The sequence below is a fragment of the Polaromonas sp. P1_G4 genome (assembly GCF_056405475.1).
The window spans coordinates 1-12,923 of sequence record NZ_JBFUCA010000062.1; the positions used below are offsets into that span (position 1 = coordinate 1).

Consider the following 12,923-nt stretch of genomic DNA (forward strand, 5'->3'; position numbering starts at 1 on the left):
ACGGCGTCCAGCATTCGGGCGTCGCCATTTTCGGGGCAGCCCAGCAAATAGCTTTGGCCCATGATCTGCACTTCGAGCTGTTTCATGACTCGGTTCCCACAGTGTTTTTGACGGCATGCCCGTTGGTTTCGGGCAGGCGCTCCAGCAGTGCATCCACACGGGCGCGTGCCGCGCCCAGCCGCGATTTGAGGGAGTCGCGTTCGTGCGTCAGAACGCCGACCTGCTCCACCAGGAGCTCGTTGGTACGCTGCAGCTCCTCATAGCGCAGCAGGAGCCGCTCAACGCGTTCGACGATCTGGTCGATTTGGGTTTGGTTCGACATGGCAGCTCCGATTGTAGGGTTTGCGGCCGGACATGGGGAAGGCCCGCGTAGAATCTGCCCTGTTGGTGCCCGCAGTGTGGTTCGCACGCTGCAGTTCAACGGGAAGCAGGAGGGGGTCAAAGCCATGCATCAGGTCAACCTGATTCGCTGGCGCCGAGACCTTTAACCTGCGCTGCCCCCGCAACGGTAATACGGACGAATGGGCTCCTGACGTCAAGTCAGAAGCCCATTCAGCTTTCATCACTAGCCACTGAGCGTTTTGAACACACGCTTGGGAAGGCGATGGAGGCAGTTCCGTCAGCCCGGATACCGGCCAACAAGGTGAACGCGCACGTCCATGAACTGGCATGAGCGTTTGTAACGCTCATGCACTGGCGGGGAAGCCAGTGAGGGTATTTTGTTGATTGTCTGATTCCATGAAAACCTGTGTTTTCCACACACGCCTTGCCGTGCTTCCGCTGGCTGTGGCCGCTGCATTTCCCGCCTTGTCCCAGACTGCCCCGGCGGCTCAGGCCGGCGCGGCGCCACAACTCAAGGAAATGGTGGTAACCGCTACGCGCAGCGCCCAACCCATCGGCGATGTCATTGCTGATGTCACGGTCATTGACCGTGAAACCATAGAGCGCGCCGGCCCGGTGGGGCTGGCTGACGTTCTGGTTCGCGTGCCAGGCATACAGATCACCCGTAACGGCGGTATCGGCAGCAATACAAGCGTTTTTGTGCGTGGCGGTGAAACCCGCCACACCCCGGTTTTTGTAGACGGCGTGAGGGTGGAGTCGCAGACGACGGCTGGAGCCGCCTCCTGGAACAACATTCCCCTCTCGCTGATTGATCGCATTGAGATCGTGCGCGGCCCCAGCAGCGCAGTCTATGGCTCCGACGCCGTGGCCGGCGTGATCCAGATTTTCACCAAGCGCGGCCAAGGCCGTTTTTCGCCTTCCGTGACGGTCGGCTACGGCTCCTACAACACCAGCCGGGTCGAGCTCGCCGCCAGCGGTTCAGCGGGCGGCTTTGACTATTCGCTGGGCTTGACGCAGGGACAAAGCGATGGCTTCAATGCCCGGACCATCCCGGCTCAAAACCCCGATGCCGACGGCTACAAAAGCCAGAGCGCCAATGCCAAACTGGGTTTGCAGATCAACCCTGACCACCGCATTGAAGCCAATGTGTTGCAGAGCCATATGGATGCGCAGTACGACGGCGGCCTCACACGCGACTTTCGCCGCATCAGCGACCTGCAGACCCTGGGCCTGCAGTGGGAAGCCAAATGGTCTGGCCAATACAGCACCAAGCTGACGATCACGCAAGGTACCGATTCAGGTGAAGAAGGCCTGAACGGCTCGACCCCGCAGATTTCTTACGACAAGAGCACCATCAGCACGTTGTTGTTCCAGAACGAATACCGCATTGGCGCGCATCTCCTGAGCGCCACACTGGAAAGCCGTCGCGATGTGTTCCTCCTGGTTGGCTCCTCGGCCGTGCCGGCTGGCATGAGCACCCTCAACGGGAACCGTTCGCTGGATGGCGTGAGCCTGGGCTACGGCTGGAGCGGCGGCGCGCACACGGTGCAGTTCAACGCCCGCCATGACACGGACAGCGAATTCGGCGGAAAGACCACCGGCTCCGCCGCCTATGCCTTTGCGCTCACGCCACAGTGGAAAGTGTCCGCATCCGCCGGCACCTCCTTCCGGGTCCCCACGCTGTACCAGCGTTTCAGCATTTACGGCACCTCGACCTTGAAGCCCGAATCCGGCCGCAGCGTGGAAATGGCGCTCAAATACAGCCAAGGGACTGCCCAGTACGGTGTCACCGCTTATCGCAACCGCCTGACCAACCTGCTGAGCTTCGTCACGGGCAACGGTCCCTGCATCAATGGCGGCCCGCCGACGGTGCTGAGCAATCGTGGCTGCTATGCCAACACGGCGCAGGCCCAGTACACGGGGCTGACATTCACGGCTGCCGAGACGCTGGGCAATGTTCACATCCACGGCTCGCTGGATCTGCAGAATCCGAAGAACCTGGTCACCAACCGAACCCTGCAGCGCCGCTCCCGCCAATACGGCACGCTGGGCGCCGAGATGCCGGTGGGCGGCTGGCAACTGGCGACGGACCTGGTGATGGCCTCGCACGCACTCGACAGCGACACCAGCAACGTGGTGCTGCCAGGCTATTCGCTCGTGAACCTGAGCGCCACGACGGCGCTGTCGCGCGACTGGAAACTGGTCGCCAAGCTGGACAATGTGACCGACAAGGTCTACCAGACTGCTGGCACCTATGCCAATGGCCGGCGCTCTGCGTACGTCGGCCTGACCTGGGCGCCCCAGTAAGTAAGCCTCATCCACACCACCCATGCAAACCTTCGTCCGCTGCCCTGCCATCCTCATCGCCGCCCCGGCTTCCGGCCAGGGCAAGACGACGGTGACCTGCGCGCTGGCGCGCCTGCATGCACGTCAGGGCCGGCGGGTTCGGGTTTTCAAGTGCGGGCCGGATTTTCTGGACCCGTGCTGGCACGCCCTGGCCAGCGGCACGCCGGTGTACCAGATGGATCTGTGGATGACGGGCGAGGACGATTGCCGCGCGCGCCTGCATGCGGCGGCGCTGGAGGCCGACCTGGTCATTGTGGAAGGCGTGATGGGCCTGTTTGACGGTGAGCCCAGCGCGGCCGACCTGGCGCAGCGCTTTGGCTTGCCAGTGCTGGCGGTGGTGGATGCATCGGGCATGGTGGCTACCTTTGGCGCGCTGGCTTTTGGCCTGCAGCACTATCGCCCCGACATGCCCTGGGCCGGGGTGCTGGCCAATCGCGTGGCCAATGCGCGCCATGCGGGCATGCTGCAGGCCAGCGTGGCAAACGACCAATGGCTGGGTGCGGTGTTGCGCAATGCCGCCATGGCCTTGCCCAAGCGCCACCTGGGGCTGACCGTCGCGACCGAAGTGGCAGATGCCATGGAAAGGCTGGACGCCGCAGCCGATACGCTGGCCACCACGCCGCTGGGTCAGATGACCCTGGACGACTTACAGCGATGGGCGGTGGACTTCGCGGCGCCGGAAGCCTCTGCGCCCATTGCTCCCATGCTGAAAGGCAGAACCATCGCTGTTGCGCACGATGCCGCTTTCTGTTTTATCTACGCGGCCAACCTCGATACCCTGCGCGCGCTGGGTGCTGAGCTGGTGTTTTTTTCGCCGCTGTCTGGCGCGGCGCTGCCTGCATGCGACGCGCTGTGGATTCCCGGCGGCTACCCTGAGCTGCACGCAGAGGCGATTGCCGCTAACACCCCTATGCGGGAAAGCCTGGCCGCACACATTTCCGCAGGCAAACCTGTATGGGCCGAGTGCGGCGGCATGATGGCTCTGTTTGAGACGCTGGTCACGCTGGATGGCCAACACCATGTGCAATGGGGTGTGCTGCCTGGCGAAGTGACCATGCAAAAGCTGCTGGCTGGCCTGGGCCCGCAGCAGCTGGCCCTGGAAAGCGGTACCTTGCGCGGCCACACTTTCCATTACTCGACCACGGCCACGCCGCTACAGCCCGCGGCACGCACCTCGCGGCCGGGCACCGCGCCTGCGCCGGATGCGGGCGAGGCCGTATGGCAGCAAGGTGCGGTGCGCGCCAGTTACTTCCACGCCTGGTTCCCGTCTTGCCCCGAAGCGGTGGCGGAGCTGTTCACGGCACCTGTAGAGGTGACTGCATGACGGACTTGCTGCACTACCAGCCCGGCCCGCAGCGCATCGTCTGCCTGACCGAGGAGACCACCGAATGGCTTTACCTGCTGGGCCAGCAGCAGCGCATTGTGGGTATCTCGGGCTACACCGTGCGGCCCAAACGCGCGCGCGATGAGAAGCCGCGCGTCAGCGCCTTCCTGAGCGCGAAGATCGAGAAGATCATGGAACTGCAGCCCGACTGCGTGCTGGGCTTTTCGGACCTGCAGGCCGATATTGCTTCGGACCTGGTCAAGCGCGGCGTGCAGGTCACGATCTTCAACCAGCGCAGCGTGGCCGAGATTTTCTCCATGCTGTTCCAGCTGGCCGCCATGGTGGGTGAGGCGGAGCAGGGCGCGCAGCGCATTGCACAGTTGCAGGCCGATTTGCGTGCCATGCAGGCGGCCGTCGCGGCCAGGGTCGCCAAGGGTGCGCGCCGCCCCAAGGTGTATTTTGAAGAATGGGACAGCCCGCACATCAGCGCGATCCGCTGGGTGTCGGAGCTCATCGGCATCGCGGGAGGTGACGATTGCTTTCCTGAGCTCGCCGCCGAATCGCTGGGCAAGAACCGCATCATTGCCGACGGGGCCGAGATCGTCCGCCRTAACCCGGATCTCATACTGGGCTCCTGGTGCGGCAAGAAATTCCGGCCGGAGAACGTGGTGGCACGCGAGGGCTGGGGTGCGGTGAATGCGGTGCGTCACAACCAGCTGTTTGAGATCAAGTCCCCCGACATCCTGCAGCCCGGCCCCGCTGCGCTGACCGACGGCGTGGCCAGGATGCACCAGATCATCCTGCAGTGGATGGACGCTGATCAAGCCGGAGCATTCCGATCATGAGCACGATGACGATTGCCAAAAGCGAATTGATTCTGGGTGGTCAGAAAAGTGGCAAGTCACGCCGCGCCGAACTGCTGGCGTGCCAGTGGCTGGACCAGAGACTCGGCCACCGCGCCGTGCTGATTGCCACCGCACAGCCTTGGGACGAGGAGATGCGCCAGCGCATCGCCCGCCACCAGGCGGATCGCGCCGAGCGCGTGCCCGGCATGACCACGGTGGAAGAGCCGTTGGCGCTGGCGGAGGCGATTCAAAAACACAGCCAGCCCGACACCTTGGTGGTGGTGGACTGTCTGACGCTGTGGCTCACTAACCGGCTGATGCCCGTGGATTTTGAGTCAAATAAGCCTGTAGCCCTCATGGACAGTGCGCCAGCAGCTTCTCTTTTGATAGCAATTTCCAAAGCCCCTGGCCCTGTGGTGTTGGTGGGCAATGAGATTGGCCTGGGCGTGATTCCGATGGGGCGCGAGGTTCGCGCCTTTGTGGATGCCTTGGGCAAACTGAACCAGGATGTGGCCGCTGCGTGCCAGCGCGTGACGCTGATGGCGGCAGGGTTGCCGCTGACTTTGAAGGATGCGGCATGAAGATGGACCTCCGCCGCTTTCATAGACTTTTCCCGTTGCACAGACGYGGGGTGGCAGAGCGTTTTGCTCCGTGTCCCCCGCCCGCTTTGCAGGCTCCTCCTTTACCTGCGCAAAACGCTCTGCCGCCCCGCGTCTTGGTAATGCTCGTTTTTGCGTTTGCCTTTACCTTTGGTCTGGCGGGTGTCGCTCGTGCCTTGCAGGTCACCGATGACCGAGGGGTCACCGTCACCTTGCCCGCCGCGCCGCAGCGTATTGTCAGCCTGCTACCTTCGCTGACGGAGACCGTGTGCGAGCTGGGCCAATGCCAGCGTCTGGTGGGGGTAGACCGCTATTCCAACTTCCCGGCCAGCGTGCAAAAGCTGCCTCAGGTCGGTGGCGGGCTGGACCCGAATATCGAGATGATCGTGGCACTCAAGCCCGATGTGGTGCTGATGGCCACCTCGTCGCGCGCGGGCGAAAGGCTACAGGCGTTGGGCATCAAGGTAGTGGCCCTGGAGCCCAAGCGCCATGCCGATGTGCAGCGTGTGATGCTCAAGCTGGGCCAGTTGCTCGATGTGCCCGATGCCGCGCGCATCTGGCGTGCGATTGACGTCGGTGTCTCCGCGGCGGCCCAGTCGCTGCCGGTCAGCGTGCGCAATGTGAAGGTCTACTTTGAGGTCAACCAGGGCCCGTATGCGGCGGGCGAGTCGTCCTTTATTGGTGAAACGCTCACGCGCCTGGGTGCCAAAAACATCGTGCCGGCCAAGCTCGGGCCGTTCCCCAAGCTCAACCCCGAATACATCGTTCGCGCCAACCCTGACCTGATCATGATCGGCCAGCGCAGCGCCGGCGGTTTGACAGCCAGGCCCGGCTGGCAAAGCATCCGCGCACTGCGCGAGCAGCGGGTCTGCATCTTTCCACCCGACGAGGCTGACATGCTGGTACGCCCCGGTCCGCGCATGGCTGAAGGTGCGCGCCTGATGGCCCAATGTCTGCTGAAAAATGCGCCCGCCCCGGGAGCCAAACCATGATGCAAGCTCGCGTTTTCTGGCTGGTCTGGGCCGGTGTGCTGGGGGCATTGGCTTTGGTGGCGTTGGGCATCTGTGTGGGCAGCGCGGGGCTGGAGAACCTCATTCGTCCGCTGCTCAACCCCGCACAGGACCCGCAGCAAACCGCCATGGCACAGCAAATCATCTGGCAGATCCGCCTGCCGCGCACCTTGGGTGCCTGGGCCGCCGGCGCCTTGCTGGGCCTGGCCGGTGCCGTAGCCCAGGGCCTGTTTCGCAACCCGCTGGCGGATCCGTATTTGCTGGGCAGCGCCTMGGGTGCTTCGCTGGGCGTGGCGCTGGCATTGGCCGCTTTGGGTGGGGGCGCCGGTATGTTGGGAGGATCGGTAGGAAGCATGATGAGTGGCGGCATGGCCGTCAGCGTGTTCTCCAGCAGCTTGTGGGTGCGTCTGGGGCTGACCGGTGCGGCGTTTCTGGGCGCGGTGTTCGCGGTGATGCTCACGCTGGTGCTGTCGCGCGGTGTGGGCCACACGCTGCGCCTGCTGCTGGCCGGTGTGGTGGTGGGCGTGGTGCTGGGTGCCATGACGCACCTGGTGCTGCTGTTCTCGCCCGAATCGTTGCAGGCCATGCAGGCCTTCATGCTGGGCTCGACCGCCTTTGTCGGTTGGACCTCGTGCGTGCTCATGGCCAGTGTCTGGGGCGTGTGTGTGCTGGCGGCGTGGCTGCTGGCGCGCGTGCTCGACGGCCTGAGCCTGGGCGACGCCACCGCCGTCAGCCTGGGCCTGCCCGTGGCGCCCATGCGGGCGGCGCTGGTGGCGGTGCTGGCGCTGGCCACGGGCACCGCGGTGGCCCAAACCGGGCTGATTGCCTTTGTGGGCCTGGCCGCGCCGCATCTGGTGCGCTCGGTGGTCAAGACCACGCACGCCCACCTGATGCTGCTCTCCAGCCTGATGGGTGGCGTGCTGTTGATGGCTGCCGACACGCTGGCACGCTGGCTGATTGCCCCGCAGGAATTGCCCGTGGGCATGCTCACCGCGGTGCTGGGCGGCGGCTACCTGTTGTGGTTGATGCATCGCAGCAGCAACCTGGGCGGAGGGCGCGCGGCATGAGAAATGCTATAAATTCAATAGCTGTTGGCGCAGACTCCATAAGGGCCAGCCTCGGAAATGGCTTGCAAAAGCAACACGTGCTGCACGGCATCAGCCTGGACATTGCAGCGGGCCGGTGGACCAGCATCGTCGGCCCCAACGGTGCGGGCAAGTCCACCTTGCTCAGGGCGCTGGCCGGCGTGCTGCCGCACAGCGGCAGTGTCACGCTGCTGGGCCAGCCGATGCAAAACCTGCCGCATCGTGAACGTGCCCGCCAGCTGGCCTGGCTGGGCCAAAACGAAACTTCTGCCGATGATTTGACGGTGTGGGACGTGGCCATGCTGGGCCGCCTGCCGCACCAGGCCTGGCTGGCGCCGCCCAGCGCTGCCGACCGTGCTGCGGTGGAGCAGGCTCTGCGCGCCACCCGCGCCTGGGACTGGCGCGAGCGCGCCCTGGGGCAGCTGTCGGGCGGCGAGCGCCAGCGTGTGCTGCTGGCCCGCGCGCTGGCAGTGCAAGCTCAGGTGCTGCTGATGGACGAACCCCTGGCCAACCTCGACCCGCCGCACCAGGCCGACTGGCTGGACGTGGTGCGTGCCCTGGTGGCTGAAGGAAAAACCGTGGTGAGCGTGCTGCATGAGATCACCATGGCGCTGCAAGCCGACACCATGGTCGTGATGGCTGAAGGCCGCATCACCCACCAAGGCGCCTGCGCCGATCTGGCCACCCACCGCGCACTGGAAGACGTATTTGACGGACGCATTGCCGTCCACCCCTTGCAAGGGCAGTGGAYTGCGCTGCCCAAAGTGAACCATCCTGCAAAGAGAGCCCCCATGCAAATTGAAACCCCACCCGTCGATTACGAACGTGTCGTTCCCACGGCCGAGCGTCGTGGCCTGATCATGATCAATACCGGCCACGGCAAGGGCAAGAGCACGGCGGCCTTTGGTCTGGCCCTGCGTGCCCACGGCCGGGGCAAGGCCGTCAAGGTCTACCAGTTCATGAAGGTGCCTACGGCGCGCTTTGGTGAGCACCGCTTGTTCGAGCAGTTGGGTATTCCTATTGAAGGCCTGGGCGACGGCTTCAGCTGGAAGAGCCGCGACCTGGACCATTCGGCGCAACTGGCGCTCGACGGCTGGGCCAAGGCAGAAGCCACCATTCGCGCCGGCGAGCACTTCATGGTGGTGCTGGACGAAATCATGTACCCGCTGCGCTACGGCTGGATTCCGCTGGAAACCATCCTGACCTGCCTGCGCGAGCGCCCGCCGCATGTGCACGTGGTGTTGACGGGCCGCAATGCACCGGGTGAGCTGGTGGACCTGGCGGATACGGTGACGGAGATGACTTTGATCAAGCACCACTTCAAGGCGGGCGTGCCCGCGCAACGTGGCATTGAAGATTAGAAATATGGCCCCCACGCTTTTCACTTCGCCTTCGGCTCCGTGTAATGCGCTGCCCCCCGAGGGGGCGCTGCGCCTGCGGCCCGGCAAAGCCGGTTCCGCGGCCCCGGCTGGTGAAGAGGAATTCCGCTCACGTTTTGCTGCACGTATGGCATTGCGCCTGCTGCCCACGGTCTCGTTGCTGGCAGTTCTCGGGCTGCTCTGCAGCTTCGCGATGGCGCAGAGCTCGCAGCCGGTGTCGCGCATCGTCACGCTCGCGCCCTCGCTGACCGAAGCCGTGTGTGCGCTGGGCCGCTGCGCGCAGCTGGTGGGCACCGATCGCCACTCCACCTGGCCCGTTCCGGTACTGGCGCTGCCCAAGGTGGGCGGGCTGGAAGACGCGCAGGTCGAGCGCATTGTGACCTTGCGTCCCAATCTGGTCTTGCTGGGTCCGCGCAGCCGCGCGGGGGAACGCCTGCAGGCGCTGGGCGTGCCGGTGATGATGCTGGATGCCCGCACCCATTCGGATCTGAAACGCATGCTGGTGAAGCTGGGCGACACCTTGGGTGAACCGGCCCGCGCCAACGAACTGATAGTCCGTATCGACACCGAACTCGACATCGCCGCGGGCCGCATGCCCGCCGCATTGCGCGGGCGCAGCGTGTATGTGGAAGTGGGGGCAGGGTCGTCTGCCGCCAGCGAAAAAAGCTTTATTGGCGAGACCGTGGCCAGGCTGGGCCTGGTCAATGTGGTGAGCGGCGACCTGGGCCTGTTCCCCAGGATCAACCCCGAGCTGCTGCTGCGCCGCCCCCCCGATCTCATCATTGGCCCGCGCGCCACGCTGGCCAATCTGTCAGACCGCCCCGGCTGGAGTGCACTGCCGGCAGTGCGCCAGCAGCAGCTGTGCCTGCTGGATACTGAACGCATGGACCTGCTGTCACGCCCTGGCCCCCGCCTGGGCGAGGCCGCCCAGATGCTGGTGGAGTGCCTCAAGGCCCTGCCTCCCCGTGACGCGCCCCGTTAATTTTCTTTACCCGAGAGACTCTTATGCAAACCCGAAAAATTCCCGCCACCATCGTCACCGGCTTTCTGGGCAGCGGCAAGACCACGCTCTTGCGCCACCTGCTGGCCAACGCGCAGGGCCGTCGCATTGCAGTCATCGTCAATGAGTTTGGCGAACTCGGCATCGACGGCGAACTGCTGCGCGGCTGTGGCATTGGCTGCGACGAGAACGGTGAAGAAAATGGCCAGCTGTATGAGCTGGCCAACGGCTGCCTGTGCTGCACGGTGCAGGAAGAGTTCGCGCCCGTGATGGAGCAGTTGGCCAAGCGCCGTGACCAGATCGACCATCTGATCATCGAGACCTCTGGCCTGGCACTGCCCAAGCCGCTGGTGCAGGCCTTCCAGTGGCCCGCGCTGCGCAACACCTTCACGGTGGATGCGGTGGTGACCGTGGTGGACGCGCCTGCGGTGGCCGCCGGTGATTTTGCCGACGACCCGGTGGCCGTGGACGCCCAGCGCCGCGCCGACGACAACCTGGACCACGACTCGCCGCTGCACGAGTTGTTTGAAGATCAACTGGCCACGGCGGATCTGGTGATCGTGCACAAGACGGATGGGTTGACGGCCGAAGAATTGGTGGGTGTGGAAGCCGCCATCCGCGCCGAAACCTTGCCCGGTGTGAAGCTGGTGCATGCGCAGCATGGCCGCATCGATATTGGCGTGTTGCTGGGCCTGGAGCGCGCAGTGGAAGACCAGATCGACCAGCGCAAGACGCATCACGACGAGGAAGAAGACCACGACCATGATGCGTTTGACTCGGTGCAGGTGGCGCTGGACGTGACCGGCCGCGAAGCATTGCTGGCCGCGCTGCGCGATGTGGTGGGCCGCCACGAGATTTACCGCGCCAAGGGTTTTGTGGCCTTGCCCGGTGTGGCCATGCGCCTGGTGGTGCAGGGCGTCGGTACGCGCTTTGACAGCTACTTCGATCGCCCCTGGCGTGCGGATGAAGTGCGCCAGTCGCGCCTGGTGCTGATTGGTTCCGAGCTCAATGCGGCTGTGTTGCAGGCTGAGTTGAGTGCGGCGCTGGCGGCACCCGTCGCGGCTTGAATCCAAATGCACGCTGAAGCTTTAGTTTTGTGGCGGGCACAGGCCGACGGGGCACTCCGCTCCGCGGCTGTCCTCCGCCCTGCGGGCTCCTCCTTTATGCCGCTGCGCAGAGCGCCCCATCGACCTGCGCCAGGATGGACTGTTCAACCTTACCTTGTGAAATAAAACATGCATTTGCTCTCCACCCGCCCCGGCGGCCACGTTGAAGACGGTGGCCAGGGCGTGGTGCGCGTGGAGCAAACGCCGGGTGACATCGTGGTGCTCAGCGCGGCGGATACCACGCTGTCGCTGTTGGCCGATGCGGCGGGTGCGTTGCCCGAGGACTTTCCCACAGTGCGCCTGGCGAACCTGATGTGGCTGCGCCAGCCCGCGTCGGCGGACATGTATGTGGACGATGTGCTGCAGCATGCGCGCGTGGTGGTGATCGACCACCTGGGCGCGGCCAGCGACTGGGCCTATGTGGTGGAGCGCGTGCGCGAACTGGCACGCGAACGCGGACAGTGGCTGGCCCTGTTCTCGGGTGATGCGAGCGAAGACCTGCAGCTGCTGCTGCGCAGCACCGCCCCACATGAAGATTGCCGCCAGCTCTGGCGCTGCCTGCGCGAAGGCGGCCGTGACAACGCCCGCAACTTTTTTGAATTGATAGGCCACTCCGCTTTTGGCCTGGGCGCACGACCCACGCCGCCTGCGGCGCTACCACCGGCCTTGGTCTACCAGTCACCTGTGCCGCAGGCGTGGCGTGACGGAGCTCCTGCGGCGTTGCTGGTGTTCTACCGCGCCCATGTACAAGCTGGCAACACGGCGGTGTTTGATGCCATGCTGGCCGCACTCAACGCGGTGGGTCTCAATGCTGTGGCTGTGGCCGTGGACTCGCTGAAGAACCCTGCCAGCCTCGCGCTTTTGCAATCGCTGGCCGTACAGCACGGTGTGGGCGTGGTGCTGAACGCCACGAGCTTTGCGATCACCGCACTCGATGGCGACGACGTTGACAGCGTGGAGGGCGCACAGATGGAGCTTTTGGCCGGCGACGCACCCGTGCTGCAGCTGATCACCGCAGGCTGTGCGCAAGAACAGTGGGCGGCCGACCCACATGGCCTGGCGCCGCGCGATTTGGCGATGCAAGTGGTGCTGCCCGAGGTGGACGGCCGCATCGGCACCCGCGCCATCAGCTTCAAGGGCCTGGCCTGGCGCGATGAACGCACCGAGGTGGACGTGGTGCGTTACCAGCCCGAACCCGAACGCATGGCCTTTGTGGCTGAGCTGGCGCGCCGGTGGTGCGTACTTCGCGACAAGCCAAATTCTGACAAACGCGTCGCGCTGATCCTGGCCAACTACCCCAACGATGACGCGCGCCTGGCCAATGGCGTGGGCCTGGACACCCCGGCCTCCACGGTGGCCCTGCTGCGCGCCATGCAGGACGCAGGTTATGTCACAGGTGCCTTGCCCGAAGGCGGTGACGCACTGATCGCCGCGCTGATGGCAGGCGTGACCAACAACCTGGACGCGAACGATATCCGGCCGGCAGGCCAGAGTCTTGCCATGGCCGACTACCTGCAGGACTTCAACCAACTGGACGCTGCCAGCCGCGACGCAGTGAACGCGCTGTGGGGCTCCCCCGAACAGGACCCCATGGTGCGCAGCGGCCGCTTCATGGTCTCCGGCCTGCGCCTGGGGAATGTGTTTGTCGGCATCCAGCCCGCGCGCGGGCGAGACCTGGATTTGGTTGCCACGTATCACGACGCCGACCTGGTGCCCACGCACAACTACCTGGCGGTTTACTTCTGGCTACGCCGCCAGTTTGCGGTCGACGCGGTGGTGCATGTGGGCAAACACGGCAATCTGGAATGGTTGCCCGGCAAAAGCGTGGCGCTAGGCGCCAACTGCTGGCCCGACGCCATCCTGGGCCCGCTGCCGCACCTGTATCCC

General features: G+C 64.8%; 11 protein-coding genes, 2 pseudogenes and 1 riboswitch. Of the genes and pseudogenes, 11 read left to right on the forward strand and 2 right to left on the reverse strand.

Annotation, left to right across the window (positions count from 1 at the left end; genetic code table 11):
* Positions 1-86: pseudogene (locus tag AC1D1X_RS05145) on the reverse strand (cell division protein ZapA); the annotation flags it as partial.
* The gene (locus AC1D1X_RS05150) at positions 83-322 is read right to left on the reverse strand and encodes a DUF904 domain-containing protein (RefSeq protein WP_477646586.1); all 240 of its coding nucleotides are present in this window, start codon (positions 320-322) and stop codon (positions 83-85) included. The pseudogene AC1D1X_RS05145 and the gene AC1D1X_RS05150, both read right to left, overlap by 4 nt.
* Positions 323-368: 46 nt before the next feature.
* Positions 369-654, forward strand: a riboswitch (cobalamin riboswitch).
* Positions 655-738: 84 nt separating this feature from the next.
* Here AC1D1X_RS05150 and AC1D1X_RS05155 point away from each other — a divergent pair.
* From AC1D1X_RS05155 to AC1D1X_RS05205, 11 genes and pseudogenes are all read left to right on the forward strand, one after another.
* Complete coding sequence (locus AC1D1X_RS05155; protein ID WP_477669201.1) at positions 739-2,649, forward strand: TonB-dependent receptor domain-containing protein; 1,911 nt, start codon at positions 739-741, stop codon at positions 2,647-2,649.
* 22 nt (positions 2,650-2,671) lie between these two features.
* Positions 2,672-4,012, forward strand: coding sequence for a cobyrinate a,c-diamide synthase (locus tag AC1D1X_RS05160; protein ID WP_477669202.1), 1,341 nt, complete (start codon positions 2,672-2,674; stop codon positions 4,010-4,012).
* The gene (locus AC1D1X_RS05165; RefSeq protein ID WP_477697928.1) at positions 4,009-4,857 is read left to right on the forward strand and encodes an ABC transporter substrate-binding protein; all 849 of its coding nucleotides are present in this window, start codon (positions 4,009-4,011) and stop codon (positions 4,855-4,857) included. The genes AC1D1X_RS05160 and AC1D1X_RS05165 overlap by 4 nt, the downstream gene beginning before the upstream one ends.
* On the forward strand, positions 4,854-5,438 hold the full coding sequence (locus AC1D1X_RS05170; RefSeq protein WP_477669204.1) for a bifunctional adenosylcobinamide kinase/adenosylcobinamide-phosphate guanylyltransferase: 585 nt from the start codon (positions 4,854-4,856) through the stop codon (positions 5,436-5,438). Before AC1D1X_RS05165 ends, AC1D1X_RS05170 begins: the two co-directional genes overlap by 4 nt.
* 140 nt (positions 5,439-5,578) lie before the next feature.
* Positions 5,579-6,448, forward strand: coding sequence for an ABC transporter substrate-binding protein (locus AC1D1X_RS05175; RefSeq protein ID WP_477669205.1), 870 nt, complete (start codon positions 5,579-5,581; stop codon positions 6,446-6,448).
* Positions 6,445-7,533, forward strand: a complete 1,089-nt coding sequence (locus tag AC1D1X_RS05180) for a FecCD family ABC transporter permease (protein WP_477697929.1) — start codon at positions 6,445-6,447, stop codon at positions 7,531-7,533. The genes AC1D1X_RS05175 and AC1D1X_RS05180 overlap by 4 nt, the downstream gene beginning before the upstream one ends.
* A gap of 92 nt (positions 7,534-7,625) precedes the next feature.
* A pseudogene (locus AC1D1X_RS05185) lies at positions 7,626-8,048 on the forward strand (ABC transporter ATP-binding protein); the annotation flags it as partial.
* Positions 8,049-8,342: 294 nt separating this feature from the next.
* Positions 8,343-8,912 carry a cob(I)yrinic acid a,c-diamide adenosyltransferase gene (gene cobO, locus AC1D1X_RS05190; protein WP_457280977.1) on the forward strand — a complete coding sequence of 190 codons (570 nt, stop codon included), beginning with the start codon at positions 8,343-8,345 and terminating at the stop codon, positions 8,910-8,912.
* A 4-nt stretch (positions 8,913-8,916) separates the two neighbouring features.
* Positions 8,917-9,912: an ABC transporter substrate-binding protein gene (locus AC1D1X_RS05195; RefSeq protein WP_477697930.1), complete on the forward strand. Its 996-nt coding sequence runs from the start codon at positions 8,917-8,919 to the stop codon at positions 9,910-9,912.
* A 23-nt stretch (positions 9,913-9,935) separates the two neighbouring features.
* Entirely contained in the window at positions 9,936-10,997 is a 1,062-nt protein-coding gene (gene cobW, locus AC1D1X_RS05200; RefSeq protein ID WP_477669208.1) for a cobalamin biosynthesis protein CobW, read from the forward strand.
* A gap of 168 nt (positions 10,998-11,165) precedes the next feature.
* The coding region (locus AC1D1X_RS05205; RefSeq protein ID WP_477697931.1) for a cobaltochelatase subunit CobN at positions 11,166-12,923 on the forward strand (1,758 nt) is incomplete at its 3' end.

What these genes read in the sequence shown, in the direction of transcription:
- cobW (WP_477669208.1), top strand. Translation starts at nt 9,936, where the DNA reads ATGCAAACCCGAAAAATTCCCGCCACCATCGTCACCGGCTTTCTGGGC.
- AC1D1X_RS05150 (WP_477646586.1), bottom strand. Translation starts at nt 322, where the DNA reads ATGTCGAACCAAACCCAAATCGACCAGATCGTCGAACGCGTTGAGCGG.
- AC1D1X_RS05195 (WP_477697930.1), top strand. Translation starts at nt 8,917, where the DNA reads ATGGCCCCCACGCTTTTCACTTCGCCTTCGGCTCCGTGTAATGCGCTG.
- AC1D1X_RS05170 (WP_477669204.1), top strand. Translation starts at nt 4,854, where the DNA reads ATGAGCACGATGACGATTGCCAAAAGCGAATTGATTCTGGGTGGTCAG.
- cobO (WP_457280977.1), top strand. Translation starts at nt 8,343, where the DNA reads ATGCAAATTGAAACCCCACCCGTCGATTACGAACGTGTCGTTCCCACG.
- AC1D1X_RS05175 (WP_477669205.1), top strand. Translation starts at nt 5,579, where the DNA reads ATGCTCGTTTTTGCGTTTGCCTTTACCTTTGGTCTGGCGGGTGTCGCT.
- AC1D1X_RS05155 (WP_477669201.1), top strand. Translation starts at nt 739, where the DNA reads ATGAAAACCTGTGTTTTCCACACACGCCTTGCCGTGCTTCCGCTGGCT.
- AC1D1X_RS05160 (WP_477669202.1), top strand. Translation starts at nt 2,672, where the DNA reads ATGCAAACCTTCGTCCGCTGCCCTGCCATCCTCATCGCCGCCCCGGCT.